Here is a 17158-nt window from a genome sequence, read left to right on the forward strand (position 1 = left end):
CCCTAATCTCCTATACCTCCGGCTGCCTCGGTGATACGCGCGAAAGCGGGCCCGATACGATGCAACGCAATCCCTGCGGATGAAACAGGATGACCGGCGGCGTGCCAAACTGACTAGACAACGCCGAGCGGATGTACCGCGTTCCGTATCCACTCCTCGACGGCTCCGACACTGACGGACCTCCACTCTCGACCCATTCAAAGCTCAGCAGATCGGCCTCTTGCGCAACGGACCATTGCAAGCTGACCCGGCCTTCTGGTGTCGAGAGCGCACCATACTTGAGCGCGTTGGTCGCCAGCTCGTGGAGGCAAAGCGCAAGCGTGGTCGCTGCATCCGGACGCAGCAGGACCGTTGGACCTGTGAAGACGAGGCGATCCGTGCCTCTTACTCGGTATGGACTGAAGGTCAGTTCAACAACGCTGGAGAATTCGACCGCTTCACCGTCCGCCTGAAAGACCGCCGAATGTACGTTGGCAAGCGCCGCGAGCCGGCCCGCGAAATCTTCGGCGAACTCATCGAGTGAAACAGCGCGTCGCCGGGTCATCTGGAAGATGGAGGAAATGCTGGCCAAGATGTTCTTTACTCGATGGTTGAGCTCGCGTCGCAGTTCGATCTCGCGCTCGATGCGATCGCGTATGTCGCGTTGACGCAGACGCGCCAGCAGAATCGACTGGATACCGCTTAGCAATTCCAGCGTGGTGACAGGACGCTGGTAATAGAGCTGGCGTGAGCGGGGCCAGGCTGCCGACAGCTCGGCGCGGACGCGGGCCTGAGGCACTGCGCGATCCAGCAGGATGACGAGGGGCATCTCAGACCACTCAGGCTGGTCGATCAAATACCGGCGGATCACCTCCAGGACCTCCGGATTAAGCGCCTCGTGGGTCGCGACAAGAACTCCTGGACCCTGTTCCAACAGCGCCGTCAGCTCTTCCACGCCCTCCGCGCGCCGGACGGGCAAGCCATTTTGGGCCAAGAGCGCTTCCAAATGCTCGGCGTCGCGCCGATAAGGAGCCATCGTCAACACCCAGTCGAGAGGGCTGTCGGTCGCGTCCACGAGCGATCACACCTCCGGGAGCGGGTTATACGCGATCACCGAGACGCCCGAGCTTTGAATGAACAATTCGCGTACATCGAGATCGTGCGGGCCATGCCGCTTCTTCACGACCGTGATGCTGCGCCGGAGCCTGCCCTCGTGTTCCGCAATTCGCAGCAGAAGCACGGTGTCACCCAGAAAGCTCACATCGACGTCAATGCCTACGCCCTGGCCGAGCAGACCGTGTTGCGCGACGATGAGAATTGTGAGGACGCCGGCCCGGGCGAGATATTTGAGGAGCGACTGTATGTCGCGAACCGCTTTCTCACGATGTGGCAGCGAATTCAAATATCCAGTGAAGCTGTCGATTACGACGACCTTCACCTTTTCACTGTTCACCGATTGCTGGACGATCTGGCCGAACTCTCCCGGCGAGATCTCGTTGGGATTGAAGTCGCGGAGGATCAGCTGGCCATCCTCATGGAACTGACGCAGAGCCATTCCCAGCCCCTCGGAGCGCCGGAAGAATGTCTCGATTCGTTCCTCGAACAGGAAGAGCCCAACACTTTCACCGCGCTTGAGGGCTGCAGTCGCATAGAGCGACGCCATCGTCGATTTACCGGTGCCCGCCTGGCCTATGACGAGCGTTGTCGTTCCCGATTCCTGCCCGCCGCCGAACATTTCGTCCAGAGTATCGACACCCGACTTGATCAGCTGCGGCTTGACGGTTCTCGCCGCCGCACCCGGTACGATTCGCGGGAACACGACGACGCCTTCGCCCTCGCGGATCGCCATGTCGTGATAGCCATCGGCGACGGGAACGCCACGCATCTTACTCACCTCAATGCGGCGGCGAACGCCCCCATATTCTTCGAGTGATTTGTCCAGGCGAATGACCCCGTGGGCGATGCCGTCGACCTCTTCGCCCGTTCGATCCGTCTCGGAGGTTTGCGTGTCGAGCAACAGTGCCACGATGTTGCGCTGGGCGAGGAACGCTTTGAAGGCGATCAGCTCGCGTCGGAATCGGGGTGAATCGGCGGTAATCAGCCGGATTTCCAACAGGGAATCATAAACCAATCGGCTCGGCTTATGCTCTTCAATTGCGCTTTCGATCGCTTTTCTCGTCTCGTCCAGACGGAGTTCAGTCGTCTGGAAGATGGTCTGGTCGGCGGCCCGGTTTATCGAATCTGAAGCGGAAAGTTCCTCCACGCGGATTCCATCGAGGGTCCAGCCGTGCGACAGCGCGATCGCCTCCAACTCGGCTCTGGTCTGAGACAGGCTGACATAAATGCAGGGCTCGCCCTGCGCGACACCAGCGCGGAGGAATTGCAGCGCCGCGGTCGTCTTGCCCGACCCCGGTGCGCCCTGAACGATGTAGAGATTTGATGCTGGCAAGCCGCCGCGGAGGATTTCGTCTAGCCCAGAGATACCAGAGCTCACCACTGTCTGCTTCTTGCGCTCTGCCACGTTCACCTCTCGATGATGTTCAACATTGAAGACGAGAATGGAAGTTAGGGCGTCCAGGTATGATTTCGAGTTCTAAACAGAGCAGAAGGACGGCGAGCCACTAAAGCCTGCGGGTCGCGCAGTGCTAACCCGCCTCACCGTGCATCCTACGAAACAGCATAAGAGCAGCGGCTCCATCTTCGTAACGGCCGAGAGCCGTCTCTATAAGGCAAGCAAGCGGTTCACGGCATTCGCTGAAATGTTAGGGATCGATAGGGGCGGAATGTTGATCAACCCACGCTGGACCGGCAGCGACGGCCGCCAGTCTCAGCCGGGCTCCGCGGCGTGGTCGGGTTGAAGATTGATGTGGCTTACCGGGAATTCCGCGGCAAGCTCCAGCGGTAGGCGCAGATCCTCGACGGAATGCGGGAAGCAGACGCCTTCGATCTTCAGGCCGCTGCCGCGGATGGCCTCGTTGAGGCGCACGACATCGTGTCGATTGGTATAATGAGCGCTGATCCCATCGAACCCAGCCCCCGAAATCGCTGCGATGTTTTCATCGAGACTGCGTTCGTGTCCGTCCGTGTGCCGGCGTTCCATGGCCCAGAGCGACTGGAAAATCAGCAGCTTTTGCATCATGCCGCCCGTGCGCTCTTCAACAGCGCCTTGAGGTTCAAGCCTGGGTCGGCCAATGCTGCGGGCTCCGGCTTCGTTCCAGAGGCAATCAACATCTCGGCCAGCTTGATGTCCTTGGCCAAGCCATTGCCGATGCCAAGCCCCGCCGCAGCCACAAGGCGCCCATCGTCCAGGTAGAACTGAAGCTCACCGGTCGCGACTGAACGGACGACGCTCTTTTGCGCAGGCTGCGGGAGCCCTGCGACTTGGAGTCCAAGGTCGTACTGATCGGACCAGAACCACGGGATGGCGGTAAAAGTCTCGGTGGCACCGGCCATGTTCCGGGCGACGGTCTCGGCCTGTGTCCTCGCATTCCGCCAGCTTTCAAATCGAGTGTGTCCGCCACCTGGTTGCGCCACCGCCGCACAATCACCTGCGGCGAAAACGTTTGGTGCACTGGTGCGGAGACGCCCGTCGGTTAGGATTCCGTTACCCGTGGCCAGTCCTGCGGCGTCCGCCAGCGCGGTTTCAGGCAAAACGCCGATGGCGCTAACGACGAGATCGGCGGGCACCATGCTCCCATCGGTCAGAGCAACCCCATCGTCGCTGATTGCCATGACAGCCCGGCCCAGATGGAACCGCACGCCTTCGGCCGCATGCCTGGCGTGCAGCTTTTCGGCAAAGCGCGGAGGGACGGCTCGTCCGAGAGGTTTCGGCGCGGCTTCGATCACGCTGACCGGGACCTCTTTTCCGCGAAGCACCGCCGCAAGCTCCATTCCGATCAAACCGCCGCCGATGATCGCAACGCTCCGCCCTGGCGCAATATTGGCGAAAATCGCCTCGGCGTCGGCATGGGTGCGGAAGTCGAGCGCGAGTTCCGCGCCTGGGCATGCGAGCCGTCTCGGACGTGCGCCCGTGGCGAGGAGCAGCTTCTCGTACCTCGACACCCGCCCGTCGCTTAAGGTCAGGATTCCGGCGCCGGCGTCCAGCTTCGAGGCCGACACACCCTGAAGATAGTCGATGCCGGCCGCCTCCAGCGATTCCTTCGCGCAAATCAATTTCATCTGCACCGCACCGCTCATGGGCTTCGAAAGCGGCGGCCGTTCATAGGGCAGATGGGGCTCGGCTCCGATCAGCGTGACCGATCCGGAATAGCCTGCTTCGCGCAGCGCGAATGCTGCTCGGGTGCCGCATTCCCCGGCACCAATGATGAAGATACCGTCCATCGCATTCTCCAAGTGAAAATGAACCGGCGCATACAGGGCAGGTGCGCCGGTCAGGGGGATCAGTTCTTCTGGCTGTACTGGTCCATGTTCTCGGGCGTCACGAGTTCGAAGGGCACCCAAACCTCCCTGTCGACGCTTTTCCCCCGAGCGAGCGCGACGGCAGCATCCACGGCATTTGCCGACTGTCCTTTGGCGTTCTGGAATACCGTCACGTCCAGATCGCCCGCCGCCATTGCCGCAAGCGCATCCTGGGTCGCATAGATGCCGACGACGATCACATCGTCCATCGACATCCCTGCGGCCTTGAGCGCCTGGATCGCGCCGATCGCCATCTCGTCATTGTTGGCGAAGATCACGTCGATCGGGCGACCGGCGGTGACCCAGTTCGTGGTCAGGTCCATCGCATTGGTGCGCGTCCAGGCGGCGGACTGCTCGTCGGCGATGGTCACGCCCTTGCAATCGCCTTGCACCAGCGTTTCCTTGACCGACGAGGTGCGATCGCGCGACGCCTGGTGAGCCAAATCGCCCATCAAGATGTAGGCCTGCGCATCGCTCACCTTGCCAATTTTCTTCAACAGGTCACAGGCGGCCTCGGCACCGAGCCTTCCCGAGTCGGTCTCCTTCGAACCGACATAGACCTGCTTCTCAGGCAGCCGATCGAGATTTTCCGGCTCGAGATTGAGGTAGACGAGTGGAATCCCTGCTTTGCTCGCAGCCTCGCTTATGCCCGCGGCGGCTGACGTATCCGCCAAGGTCATGATAATTGCGTCCACCCCCGAGGCGATGAAGTTGTCCACCTGGCTGCGCTGTTTGGAAATGTCTGTCTGAGCATCCTCGATCTGAAGGTTGACCCCGCTCACCTTGGAAGCTCTTGCATCGAGCCCCTCGCGCAGCAGCGTTTGAAAGTTGTTATCGAAGCTCTGCATCGACACGCCGATCGTCTCGGCCGATGCGGTACCCGCCATCAGGGCGGCGGCCAGGACAGCCGCCACAAAACTCGTTTTCATCTCATCCTCCCATCGGGTGCCGGGCCACCCACTTCGATCCCGGAGGCCCACCTGGCCAGCTTGATGTTGGTGGCCTAGGCCAGAGCCACGCGCACCTCTCCGTCGACCACTTCCGCCGGATAGGTTTTCAGGTTCTCACAGGCGGGAAGCCGGATGGCCGCGCCCGTGCGATAATCGAAGGCGCCGGAATGCTTGGGACATTCCACCTCGAAATCCATGACCAGTCCGTCCGCGAGATGGATCGCCTCGTGCGTGCAGAGCCCTGCGGTGCAGTAAACGCTGTCGTCCGGCCCGCGATAGATCGCGTAGGTGCGTCCGCCGTGGTCGAAGCGGATGGCCCCTTCCTGTTCGATATCGTCAAGCTTGCAGGCTGAAACCCAGGTCATTCGGCAGCCTCCCCGATTCCGACGCGCGCCTTGCGGACCGCGAGTTTTTCCTTCCTCCTGCGGTAGCGTTCCTGCATCCGCGCCTCGCCCTCCGCGGAGCCGTCGTGCCAGGTGCCGAACCACTTATCGAGCGGGATCAAGGTATCGCCGTAGTTCACCTCAAAATACTTGTGGTGCAGGTAGTGAGCATAGGCGTGGCTATCGACCAGTTTATCCTCGCCGATCTCCACCTTGTCGAAGCCGACATGGCCGGGAATGGCCCCGAAGCCCGCGTAATGAAGCTGATAGAGCATCAGCACCGGATTGGAGGGCAGGATTAGGTGATAGAAGGCCGTTCCGAAATAGAGCAGATGCTCGACCGGATGCATCGATAGCGAGGACCAGGGCGAAGGGTTGACTGAATTGTGATGGACCGAATGCACCCACTTGTAGAGCAAAGGGGTGTGGATGAACCGGTGAATGCAGAAGAAATGGAACTCGTGGATGATCGGAACCACCAGCGCGACCAACGCGACCGTCCAGGGATTTTCCGCAAAGTCGAGCCAGGGCGCATAACCGTTGGCATAGGCCCACAGCATGGCGACCTCGACTGCGGTCCAGATGGTCACGCCCGAGAGGAATGTACGCAGGATGTTGTCGAAGTTCTGGCTTTCGAACCAGAATGCCTTGCTTTTCTGATCGGCCGGGAACCTGCCGTTGTACTTGAAGCGGTTTTCCTGCCGTTTCAAGACATAGAGATGCAGCTCGAAAGCGCCGTAGAATAGAAACACCGAGATCGCGTTCACCACGTAAAGCCACGCGATCCACTCGATGCCGAGTGTCTGCAGCCTTTCCACCGGCGGGATCACCCAGGCCCAGTAGGCCACTGCCGAGGCCGCAAAGATCATGTTCCAGGGAAAGAAGTAGTGCGGCAGCCACTTTATGACTGCCTTGAGGCGCGGCGGAAAGGCGAATAGGGGGGCGGTTTCGACCGGCTGGTTCGGCGCCCAGTCACCGCGCTTGTTGCGCGTTCCATATTTGAGATCGTCCATAGCGCTCTCCTTCGGGCGGTGGATTGAAGGTCCCGCGCCCGTTCGAATTTTTACGGTGGAAGGAGCGATGCAGTCGCGCCGTGATCCGGTGCGCTGCTCTTGCAACTCAGGCTCTCCTCCTTGCCGCGAAGTTAGCAGGAGGCCTTCCAAGCTTCGAGACCTTCTTTGATCTAATTAGATCAAAGGCCTTCGGGCGTGATGGTGATGAAGCGAATGGGGGCGTAATCCGGTTCGATCGCCGTCAAGCCGATGCGACGCAGGATCAGATCGAGCGCACGCTGGGCCTGGGCCTCGGGCGCTTGATCCAAGACGACATCCATAATGCCCTCGCGCAGGGCGGCGCGCGTATATTCGGTCAGTTCGTGCCCGACGAACAGTACATCCCGGCCGCGCCGATGACGCCGAAGTACATCGATCAGAGCGGAGTTCGCGCCGCCCGCATTATAGAGACCGACCAGGTTCGGATAGATTTCAAGTGCAGTGGACAGGGTTTCGGCGCTGTAGTGTTCTTCGTCGCGAGTGAAGCCGAGCCAATCGAAGGCAATGGGACCGGGCTTGTCGCGAAAGTAGTCGGAGAACCCCCGGATGCGATCGCGGTGTACCTGATAGATAGGATGGCATAGTCCAACGGCCGGCCCCTCGGCCCGCGCCATGCGGGCGATGAAGTGAGCCGCAGTCCGCCCGGCCGCGTAGTTATCGATGCCGACGAACTCCCCCTTATCTACGGAGGCTCGGGTCACGACATGGACGACCGGCAGGCCCCTCTCGACGACCGCCTCCACGGCCGCGCTGATTACCGGACTGCTGGGTACGGCAAGGATCAGACCGGCGCGGGTGAGGTCCGCGGACAGGATCCGCCTTGCAATCTCTTCCGGCTTCATCTCTTCGGCGAAGCTGCGGTGTACGACCACCAAAGGATCGAGGGTGTCGGCAATTCTTTCGAACGCCTTCGAAAGCCGCCGATAGAAGGTCGTCTCGGGGCGGACCAGCAGCACTTCGATGCGCAGCAATCCTCGATGGGCGTCGGGAAGCGTGCGCGGGTAGTTCAGTGCGCGCGCGGCAACGACCACCTTTTCGACCAGTTCCGGGCGAACACCTCCGCGCCCGTTCAGGACGCGCTCGACCGTTGCGGTCCCTACGCCCGCATGGCGGGCGATGTCGCGATAATTCGGTTTGCTCACTTTCCGGCACCCTCTAATGGGCTGACGCGACCATGGTCGATTCCATGCGCGTGTCCGTTGCTCATACACGTGAGCCCGCAAGCCTCACAGAGGTATGCAGGGAAGTCAAAAGCGGGGGGCGAATGGAGACGGCCGCGGGAAATTTGGTCACGTGACATGTCTGCCTTGCGCCATTCACCGGAAATTGCAGATGCTAGTGGCGAGATCCCCTTGGGTCGAAGGCAGCCGTTCTTCAGTTCTTCACGAGCCGTGTGCAGGAATTGTTGCGAGGATTGTCACGCTTCTGGGCTGAAAAGATCGCATAATGTATCAAAAGGAACGGCGTTGTCGTCGGCCCGAGTCGGTGATTCGGCCATGAGACAGTTGCGGCGGCTCTAGAATTTGTCGTGCATGTGCATTACCTTGGCGATGAAGGAGATTGCATATGGCTTCAAATGCACTTGTTCAGACTCGAATCGATGCCGAGGTCAAAGAGCGCGCCACGGCGGTTTTAGAGAACATGGGTCTGACGGTCTCGGACGCTGTTCGAATCCTGTTAACTCGGACGGCGAATGAGGGCGCCCTGCCGCTGGAACTCTTCAGCCACAGCGAGGCGCACGACGCTTGGTTCCGCGCCAAAGTGTTGCGGGCACTCGAGGATACCCGACCCGACGTCGACGATGCCGACGCCGATGCGCACTTTCGAGAGCGCCGGGCGGCAGCTTTGCGCAAGGCTGCGGCGGGTGATCGATGAGGCTCGTCTGGGCGCGATATGCGCTTGACGATCGCGACACCATCTTCAGTTACATCGAAAGGGAGAATCCGAGGGCGGCGGTCCACGTCGACGAGGAGATCGTCAGCGCGGTACGTCGTCTGCTTGATTTTCCGGAAAGCGGCCGCCCTGGCCGGATTGCCGGAACTCGAGAGCTTGTTATCCCTCGGACCCCCTACATTGCAGCCTACATGGTAATGGAGGATAGAATTCGAATTCTGCGTGTCCTGCACGGCGCCCAGAAGTGGCCCAGCGAGCTCGACGACGGGTAGAAGCAGCCTCACTCATCGCGTCGTGGGCCCCAGCAATTCCCTAGAGCGGGATGCATTTAGGCGGAATCGGAAAGGGGATTCCTTTTTCTGCGCAAATCAGATTCACCATTCAGGCCGGTGAAGGAGGCCGGCCTTTATGGCGAGACCTTTTTCGAATGATCTTCGGGAACGCGTTGTCGATGCGGTGACGGGCGAGGGCCTATCGTGCCGGGCAGCGGCCAAGCGCTTCGGCATCGGCATCAGCACCGCGATCGATTGGGTGCGGCGGTTTCGCGAGACGGGCAGCGCCGCACCCGGCCAGATGGGTGGGCACAAGCCCCGCAAGCTTTCCGGTCCGCACCGGGCTTGGCTGCTTTGCCGCTGCCGCGAGCGCGACTTCACGCTGCACGGACTTGTCGCCGAGTTGAGCGAGCGCGGCCTGAAGGTGGATTATCGCGCCGTCTGGACCTTCGTGCACGAAGAGGGGTTGAGTTATAAAAAAAGACGCTGGTCGCCAGCGAACGGGAGCGGCCCGACGTCGCCCGCCACCGGGCACGATGGCTGAAGCACTGCCCCGGAATTGATCCCGCCCGCCTCGTTTTCATCGATGAGACCTGGACGAAGACGAACATGGCGCCGCGGCGGGGCTGGGCGCCTCGCGGCGAACGACTGGTGGGCTACGCCCCCTTCGGCCATTGGAACACCATGACCTTTGTCGCCGCACTCAGGGCCGACCGCGTCAGCGCTCCCTTTATCCTCGATGGCCCGATCAATGGCGAACGCTTCCGCATCTATGTCCAGCAAGTTCTGGTGCCGGAACTCAAAGCCGGCGACATCGTCATCCTGGACAATCTCGGCTCCCATAAGGGTCAGGAGATCCGCGCCGCCATCCGTAAGGCCGGCGCCCGCCTGTTCTTTCTGCCGAAATATTCCCCCGATCTCAATCCGATCGAAAAGCTCTTCGCCAAAATCAAGCACTGGTTGCGTGAGGCACAGGCCAGATCACGCGACGCAATCCATGACGAACTGCGCCACATTCTCCAAGCCGTCACCCCACAGGAATGCGCAGCCTACTTCAAAGAGGCGGGATATGAACGGGCTTAAATACATACCGCTCTAGACTAGTGCCCGTCCATAAACGCCTGTTTTTCAGGGTTTTAGAAGTGTTTTGCTCGCTGAAGCGGTCTTTTTTCGCGAGGCGTGATGGCACAGGGCTTGCAGGTTGTGATCGAAGGGCGATTTGGCGGCGATAGGGTCGTGTGGCATCGGCCGGCGCTCGCGGCGTGTTCCGGAGCGCGGCGCGATGACCGGCGTTAGGTCGGCCTGAGACGGGCGAAGAGGGCGAGATTGTAGGCGACCACCGAGGACCAGACGTAGGTCTTGAAGTGGTCAAGCCCGCGCCAGGTGCAGCGGGCCAGGCCATAGGTCCGCTTCAGGCAGGAGATGCCGGCCTCGATGCCGGCCCGGAAGTTTCTGAGCTTTCGATACACCCAGCGGCTCCTGACCATGTCTTCGATCCTGAGGCCGCTCTTCTTATGGAAGGCCATGTCGCCTACACCCCAGGCCTTGGCCTGGCGCAGGTTTTCACGGCTTGCATAGCCGCCGTCGGCGGCCGCCTGCCGCGGCGCCTCGCCATAGAAGGCGATGTGGCGCTCCAGTAGGGGCAAGAGCCGCTCGCTGTCGGCTGGATTGCCGGCTTCGATGACGAGATCGAGGATCAGTCCGCTCCTGCCGGTGGTCAGATTGAGCTTATGTCCGTAATCGACGTCGCGGCTGCCCTTGACGATGATGTCGGCATGCGGTTCGAACAGGCTGACAAGCTTCTCGCCGGCCGGCACTGCTTCGCCGGCTAGCACCCGCCGCTCGGTCTGGGCGATGATCTGCGTGATCAGTGGCTGATAGTGGCGAACCTGGGCCTGCCAGAGTTTGCCCGCCGGGCCTGCCGCCAGCGGCAACTGTGCCGCCGCCTGCTGCAGATAATCCAGGGTGTTCCGGGCGATCCTGAGCAGAGCGCGGTAGTGCTGAACCCGTTTCGGGCGACCGCGGGTATACTCGATCACCCGAGCCCGCTTCTTCGCCGCGCGGCAGTGATCGTGCCAGGGAATGGTGCTGCCCAGCGAATCCGCCTGCTGCAGAAGACGAACCATCACCCGCACGCAGTCCCACAAAAGACTGCTGTCGCTTGGTTCGTGGATCAGCGCCGCCGTGACGGTGCTGTCCACACGCACGACCCTGCCGCTTTCCAACCTTTCTTGCCGGGCGCTGGCCAGCAGCATTTTGTTGACCGCTTCCCAGGTGTCCGCCCGGATCGCGCTGATCGTCTTGTGCAAGACCGACTTTTTCGGGCTCCATCCCCATGGCAGCCGGGCAAAGGCCCGGAACGAGGCGGAATCTTCCAGATGAAACGCCAACTCCTCGTAGCTCAACTGGCGGTACTGTTTGAGGAGGGCACAGCGCAGCACCGCCTCCGACGGCAAACCCTGCCGGCCAGTTTCCGTGACCCCCTGTCGGCGCAGATCGGACGTCACCAAATTCAAAAGATCGCGATGGGCGTCCAGCCACTGCGACATCGCCTCCAACTCACGACCGATCTCGTGCTCGGCGAAAAGATCGAATATGCTGCCCTGGACGGTGCGTTCTTGGCGCATTGTCGGCTCCGGCGGTTGCGGGTTTGTCTTTAGAATCAGTGGCTTGATGCTAAAGTGTACCTAAAACCGCCGGGCCTTGCCCGCACAAAAAGCGCGTTTTACGCAATAATTCCAAATACTTGCTGTTTATGGACGGGCACTAGACTAGGCACGCCGATTATCAAGAGGTCGAAGGTTCGATCCCGTTCAAGGCGCCCAAGATTCAAATCTCCACGGCAGATGCTTGTGGCAGGCCGAGTGATTCTGACGGCTTGCTGAACACGGTGATCGCAGAGATCACACCGGTGAACTGTAAGACGGCCGCTGGAGAAACATCAACTGGCCGTGCGGCTGCCCCGCACGGCCGCAGAAAAGCCCGCCCGCGTTCAGGTCTTGAAGTGTGCTGCTTCCTCGGATCCGCGAGTCGCGTCTCCGGCGCTGTAGGAGTGGGCGCCGGCGCCGGCGAGCTTGCCGCCGGAGACGATCAGATATTCCTCGCGGATCGGCCTGCCCTCGAACCAGCATTCGAGAATCTCTCGCGTGCCCGCGGCATAGCGCGCCTGGGCGGAGAGCGAGGAACCCGAAATATGCGGCGTCATGCCGTGATGGGGCATCGAGCGCCACGGATGGTCCTTGGGCGCCGGCTGCGGGAACCAAACGTCACCGGCATAGCCGGCGAGTTGGCCGCTTTCGAGCGCCCGTGCGACGGCATCGCGATTGCAGATCTTGCCGCGCGCGGTGTTCACCAGATAGGCACCGCGCTTCATCTTGCCGATCATCGCCTCGTTGAAGAGGTTTTCCGTCTCCGGGTGGAGGGGCGCGTTGATCGTCACGACGTCGCAAACGGGCACCATTTCCGCCGCCGTCTGATGGAAAGTAACGCCGAGCTCCTTCGCGACCTCGTCCGGAAGCCGGTGCCGGTCGGTGTAGTGCAGCTTGACATCGAACGGTTTGAGCCGGCGCAGCACCGCGGTGCCGATCCGCCCAGCGCCCACCGTGCCGATGTCCATGCCCTCGATGTCATAGGAACGCGCAACGCAGTCGGCGACGTTCCAGCCACCTTTTACGACCCACTGGTACGAGGGGATATAGTTGCGCGCGAGGCTGAGGATCATCATCACCACATGCTCGGACACGCTGATCGAATTGCAATAGGTCACCTCGGCGACGGTAATGCCGCGGTCGATCGCGGCCTGCAGGTCGACGTGGTCCGAGCCGATGCCGGCGGTGATCGCAAGCTTCAGCCTGGCCGCCTTGACGATCCTCTCGGCGGTGAGGTAAGCCGGCCAGAAAGGTTGGGAGATGACGATCTCGGCGTCGACGAGCTCCCGCTCGAAGACGCTGTCGGGACCGTCCTTGTCCGATGTCACCACCAGGGTATGCCCTTGGCCTTCGAGAAATTTTCTTAAACCCAGTTCGCCGGAGACGCTGCCCAGGAGGGCGCCTGGCTCAAAGTCGATCGCCTTCGGGGTGGGGAGCGTCTGGCCGCCGGGGTAGCGCTCCAGCGTCGGCAGGCCATCCCGCGCGTAAGCCGTCGGGTAGCCATCGACCGGATCATCATAAAGCACGCAAACGACCTTTGCCATTTCCATCTCCCTTCATCGGAAACGAAGAGGAAGGGCGCGACCTGTTCAAGACTGCCGGTCAATGCGGACGAACAGCAGGGCGACATGCTCTGTTGACGATCTGTGGGCAGCAGGCTTGCTCCTGGCCCTCCCACGTTCGTGGCGCGAGTACTGCGCGAGAAGATGGAGGAGCCGGGCGAGGTTTCAAGTGGCCGCAGCGCTGCATGAGGGCAGATGAATTCGTACGACCTCGCTTTGGGTCGAAGGGAGCCGTTCTTCACGAGTCCCGTGCACGGCTTGTTGCGAGGATGTTGACGTTCCGGGCTAAAGAACCGGGACGTTGCGCACAAGTTCCTGCGGATCGGTGTTCGCGAGAGCCGGAAGTTTGGGCAGGTCCTGAGCTCGATCAGGGTAATTGGACTCGTCGAGGCACCGGTGGTCTTTGCAGATACAAGGAGCGCGGGAACCTGGTACCTGCTCGATGGACACCTGCGGCTGGAAGCACTGAAGGAACTAGGCTTCGCGAAGGTCGAGTGTTTGGTTGCGACTGACGACGACACCTACACTTACAACAAGCGGGTCAACCGGCTGGGCCCCGATCGAGGAGCACAGGATGATTGCTCGTGCCATCGAGCGTGGCGTTTCTTCGGCCGATATAGCCGACGCATTGGGGCTTCAGGTGGAGTCCGTCATTCGCCGGTTCCGTCTGTTGGAAGGCATCAGCCCCGAGGTAGCCGAGATGCTGAAAAATACGCCCTGCTCGATGAAGGTGTTCGATGTCCTGAGGCAGATGAACGCCGTTCGGCAAATCGAAGCGGCAGATTTGATGATCGGTCAGCACAATTTTACGCTTATGTTCGCGCGAGCGATACGCGCTGCCACGCCTGACAGCCAGTTGGTCGCAGCCAAAAAGATGACAGGCGCTGCTGCATCCACGCCGACAGGCCAGCAGATTGCCCGGATGGAAAGGGAACTGCATCACTTCAGACTCAAGTGAAAAGCGTCGAGGAAACTTACGGCATCGACAATCTGCATCTTACCGTCGCACGCGGATACGTTGCCAAGCTGCTCGCCAACACTCGCATCACCCGGTGGCCTTCGTATCACCGCCAAGAATATCTTGGGGAGTTTCAGAAAATCGCCGAGATCGAAGCGATCGGTCCTCAGCCGGAGGCCCCGGAGGCGTAAAATTCCTTATGGGGCAGAGACGTGGCCCACTGGAAGCACGAAACGTTGCCGGCTTGTTTGTCCAGGATTGCATAATGTATCCACCGGAACCTTACTCCGGATGCATGAGGCCTTGAGTGTGCAACGCACTATCAGTGCGGTGTCCAACGAAGTCAGGGCTTGGCAGAGGCTTTCTATGTCCGCAGCCGCAGCCTGGGTCCCACGAGGGCCTTTAAACGCAGAAGCCCACGCCTGCACTCACCCTACGAACCATCTATGCCACCTGAGACAAGGCGCGTACGATTGCTCCCTTGTTCGTGCCGATGAACACCTCCTGCAGGGGGAGGGCGCACGCATCCTGAAAACTTTATCGTGCCGCTTACGCACAGCGCCCCTTCTTAAGCCAATATCTCGAGCACGTGTCGGTGCAGTAGGTCGGTAGCTGTGGCTACGCACAAACCTCCTGAGTTGAGCGTAAGCGGCCGCCCTTGCCAGTCGGTTATGCAGCCGCCAGCGCCTGTGATTACGGGAACAAGCGCGCAATAGTCATAGGGGTCTAAGCCTCCATCTATGCTGATGTCCACGCTGCCGTCGGCTACACGGCCGTAGGCTATGCAGCTTCCGCCGTAGACGCACCAGCGTGTGATCCTTCTGAGAGATTCAACCCTGCTTTTGTCAGCGGGGCTGAACGCGTCCGGGTTGCCATTCGCTATGAAAGCTGTTGCGAGAGCGGTTGTGGAGGCCGTTCTAATCGGAACGTTGTTGAGAGTGGTCGGTTGGCCAGATACGCCGAGCCAGCGGTCGCCTGTCATGGGATTGTCTATCAGGCCAAGGATGGGCGTTCCTCCGCGCGTCAGTGAAATCAACGTGCCGTATACCGGAAGACCAGCAACGAAGGCTTTCGTGCCGTCGATTGGATCGATAACCCAGACGAATTCATTGCCCAATCCTTCGGCGCCGAATTCCTCCCCAAGCACCCCATGGTCGGGAAAGTGGTCGGCTATGCGCTCGCGCAGGCATTTCTCCACGGCTCGGTCGGTCTCCGTCACCGGACTGGCGTCCGACTTCGCGATAGGTTCGCGCCTTACCCCCGCCGCGCTGCTGATCGTTTGTCGCGCAAGGTCGGCGATGTCGTGAGCGAAACTGGCAAATTCTCCGAGCGGCGGATCAAACATCGAGTTCTGCACTCCTTTGATTGTCGTTGGGGGCACCGTCCCGCCAGCAGGCGAGCAGGTCCAGCGTCGGCATGTCGGAATGGCGATCCCGATGGACAGACGGTTGTCGGCGGGAGACCTCCGCGCGCGAAGAAATTGCATGGGTGGCATCACCCTTCTGTGCGGTGACCGATCTTTGCTTGGCCATCGCGCGGGGAGAGGATCAACCTCTTCTGCGTGCGACCTGCCGCGTCATCTCACCAATCAGATTCGATCTGAGGTTCTCCAACTGGCATATACGCAGGTGCTCACAGGCATCGCGAGCCTCGTCGATTACCGGATGGTGCCCTGCTGCCGGCAGTTCCTCCACGTCAAGGGCGCGTTTGATGACATCGGGGAACTTGGCCGGATGCGCCGTTGCAAAGCAAACGATCGCGGCAGCCGCGGGCAGGCTGTCCCTGACCGCTTCAACCGCCGCAACGGCAACAGCCGTGTGCGGGTCAATGAGGTAATGGCCTTCCGCTTCGTAGACACTGCGGACGGTGGCCAGTGTCTCCTCATCAGATATCGAAGCGGAAATGAAGCCCCCTTGGATGGTCTTCGTCGTTTCGACGTCGAGCACCACCTCCCGGCGCGCGGCGAAGTCCTTCATCCACTGGCGGATACGCGCGGTGTCTCTGTTCGTCGCGAAATATAGGAGCCGCCAGAAGTTGTAAGGGGCCACGATATCAATGGCGGACGAAGGCGTTTGAACGAGATCGTGACGGGGCAGCACCCCCCGCGAAAACGCGGTATGCAGCGCGTTGTTGACATTGTTGGCGCAGACGAAACGGGCGACCGGCAAGCCCATGGAGCGCGCCAGGTAGCCGGCGAACAAATTACCGAACGCACCGGACGGTACGGAAAAGACGACGGGATCGCCGACGCGCTCGACTGCCCGGTAGTAGGAGTAGAAATAGTGCACCGTCTGCGTCATGACGCGGCACCAGTTGATGGAATTGACGCTGGAGAGCGCCAAGGTGCGCTTGAGTTTTTCGTCGGAGAACAACTCTGCGACCACGAGGTCGAGGTCGTCCCCGCCGTCCGGGCAGTTCTCGACCCCGACGGGATGCACATTATCCGCCCTCAATGTGGTCATCTGGCGCTCCTGCTCCCGGGAAATCATTCCTCTCGGGTAAAGCGGCCAGCAATCGATGCGCTGTTTGCCTGCGGCCGCCCATGCGGCGGCGGGGCCTGTATCACCGGTTGTCGCAAGCACGATGTTCAGTCTTTCCCGACGCTGCCCGAGAAGATAGTCGACCACCTGCATCAGGAAGCCCATTGCCATGTCCTTGAAGGACTGGGTCGGACCATGGAAAAGCTCTAGTACGTATGTGTCGCGATTGCCGCGGATAGGCACGAGATTGACGATGTCGGGGCGCTGGAATTCGCGGTAGCTGTTGTCGATCAAACGTCTGAGATCCTGCCGCGGAATGATCGATGCATCGATGTAGAGCGATACCAGTTCGAAGGCGAGGTCTTGAAAGCTAAGGGTTGAAAATGCCTGCAGCTGCTCCTGGTCGATCACCGGAATTCGATCGGGTACGAACAGGCCCCCATCGGCTGCAAAGCCCTGCAGCACGGCTTCGTCGAAGCCTACCGGCTCTATTCCCCCGGTCGTGCTAACATACTTGATCATTGGCTTTCCTCCTGAAGTGAAAATGGACGGCAAATGTGTG

Annotated in this window: 14 protein-coding genes and 2 pseudogenes; 4 read left to right on the top strand and 12 right to left on the bottom strand. The window is 60.7% G+C overall.

What is annotated here, in order from left to right:
* Nucleotides 1-10: 10 nt before the first annotated feature.
* The 8 genes and pseudogenes from PZL22_RS29150 to PZL22_RS29185 form a co-directional block, all read right to left on the bottom strand.
* Nucleotides 11-1054, bottom strand: a complete 1044-nt coding sequence (locus PZL22_RS29150) for a sensor histidine kinase (protein WP_127701582.1) — start codon at nucleotides 1052-1054, stop codon at nucleotides 11-13.
* Between the two features lie 6 nt (nucleotides 1055-1060).
* Entirely contained in the window at nucleotides 1061-2500 is a 1440-nt protein-coding gene (locus PZL22_RS29155; protein ID WP_164830278.1) for a DUF7125 family protein, read from the bottom strand.
* 327 nt (nucleotides 2501-2827) lie between these two features.
* Nucleotides 2828-3118: pseudogene (locus PZL22_RS29160) on the bottom strand (sugar phosphate isomerase/epimerase); the annotation flags it as partial.
* The gene (locus PZL22_RS29165; protein WP_127668390.1) at nucleotides 3115-4320 is read right to left on the bottom strand and encodes an NAD(P)/FAD-dependent oxidoreductase; all 1206 of its coding nucleotides are present in this window, start codon (nucleotides 4318-4320) and stop codon (nucleotides 3115-3117) included. The gene PZL22_RS29165 and the pseudogene PZL22_RS29160, both read right to left, overlap by 4 nt.
* 59 nt (nucleotides 4321-4379) lie before the next feature.
* Nucleotides 4380-5327: a substrate-binding domain-containing protein gene (locus PZL22_RS29170; protein ID WP_127668391.1), complete on the bottom strand. Its 948-nt coding sequence runs from the start codon at nucleotides 5325-5327 to the stop codon at nucleotides 4380-4382.
* A gap of 74 nt (nucleotides 5328-5401) precedes the next feature.
* Complete coding sequence (locus tag PZL22_RS29175) at nucleotides 5402-5713, bottom strand: Rieske (2Fe-2S) protein (RefSeq protein ID WP_127634532.1); 312 nt, start codon at nucleotides 5711-5713, stop codon at nucleotides 5402-5404.
* Nucleotides 5710-6744, bottom strand: a complete 1035-nt coding sequence (locus PZL22_RS29180; RefSeq protein ID WP_127701581.1) for a sterol desaturase family protein — start codon at nucleotides 6742-6744, stop codon at nucleotides 5710-5712. Before PZL22_RS29180 ends, PZL22_RS29175 begins: the two co-directional genes overlap by 4 nt.
* 179 nt (nucleotides 6745-6923) lie before the next feature.
* Nucleotides 6924-7925 (bottom strand): LacI family DNA-binding transcriptional regulator, encoded by a 1002-nt coding sequence (locus PZL22_RS29185; RefSeq protein ID WP_041170005.1) that lies wholly within the window; start codon nucleotides 7923-7925, stop codon nucleotides 6924-6926.
* A gap of 424 nt (nucleotides 7926-8349) precedes the next feature.
* Between PZL22_RS29185 and PZL22_RS29190 the strand changes: the two genes are divergently transcribed.
* The 3 genes from PZL22_RS29190 to PZL22_RS29200 all read left to right on the top strand — a co-directional run bounded on the left by PZL22_RS29190 (nucleotide 8350) and on the right by PZL22_RS29200 (nucleotide 10031).
* On the top strand, nucleotides 8350-8658 hold the full coding sequence (locus PZL22_RS29190; protein ID WP_010967242.1) for a type II toxin-antitoxin system RelB/DinJ family antitoxin: 309 nt from the start codon (nucleotides 8350-8352) through the stop codon (nucleotides 8656-8658).
* A complete protein-coding gene (locus PZL22_RS29195; protein ID WP_010967243.1) occupies nucleotides 8655-8948 on the top strand; it encodes a type II toxin-antitoxin system RelE/ParE family toxin in 294 nt (97 codons plus the stop codon). The genes PZL22_RS29190 and PZL22_RS29195 overlap by 4 nt, the downstream gene beginning before the upstream one ends.
* A 136-nt stretch (nucleotides 8949-9084) precedes the next feature.
* Nucleotides 9085-10031 (top strand): IS630-like element ISRm2011-2 family transposase gene (locus tag PZL22_RS29200; RefSeq protein WP_088895623.1). Its coding sequence is split into 2 segments (ribosomal slippage): nucleotides 9085-9424 and nucleotides 9424-10031, totalling 948 coding nucleotides; the frame shifts between segments, so codons are not numbered across the junction.
* 209 nt (nucleotides 10032-10240) lie between these two features.
* Here the strand turns inward: PZL22_RS29200 and PZL22_RS29205 are convergent.
* Together PZL22_RS29205 and PZL22_RS29210 are read right to left on the bottom strand one after the other, a co-directional pair.
* Nucleotides 10241-11575, bottom strand: a complete 1335-nt coding sequence (locus tag PZL22_RS29205) for an ISNCY-like element ISRm17 family transposase (RefSeq protein WP_284718729.1) — start codon at nucleotides 11573-11575, stop codon at nucleotides 10241-10243.
* Nucleotides 11576-11940: 365 nt separating this feature from the next.
* Nucleotides 11941-13140 carry an NAD-dependent formate dehydrogenase gene (locus PZL22_RS29210; RefSeq protein WP_028005114.1) on the bottom strand — a complete coding sequence of 400 codons (1200 nt, stop codon included), beginning with the start codon at nucleotides 13138-13140 and terminating at the stop codon, nucleotides 11941-11943.
* Nucleotides 13141-13732: 592 nt separating this feature from the next.
* Here PZL22_RS29210 and PZL22_RS29220 point away from each other — a divergent pair.
* A pseudogene (locus PZL22_RS29220) lies at nucleotides 13733-14307 on the top strand (plasmid partitioning protein RepB C-terminal domain-containing protein).
* 377 nt (nucleotides 14308-14684) lie between these two features.
* On the opposite strand, the gene hisN reads toward PZL22_RS29220, so the two are convergent.
* A complete protein-coding gene (gene hisN, locus PZL22_RS29225; protein ID WP_014528764.1) occupies nucleotides 14685-15461 on the bottom strand; it encodes a histidinol-phosphatase in 777 nt (258 codons plus the stop codon).
* A gap of 202 nt (nucleotides 15462-15663) precedes the next feature.
* A complete protein-coding gene (thrC, locus tag PZL22_RS29230) occupies nucleotides 15664-17151 on the bottom strand; it encodes a threonine synthase (protein WP_227692169.1) in 1488 nt (495 codons plus the stop codon).
* Nucleotides 17152-17158 lie beyond the last annotated feature (7 nt).

The organism is Ensifer meliloti, assembly GCF_030064585.1.
GTDB classification, from domain to species: domain Bacteria; phylum Pseudomonadota; class Alphaproteobacteria; order Rhizobiales; family Rhizobiaceae; genus Sinorhizobium; species Sinorhizobium meliloti.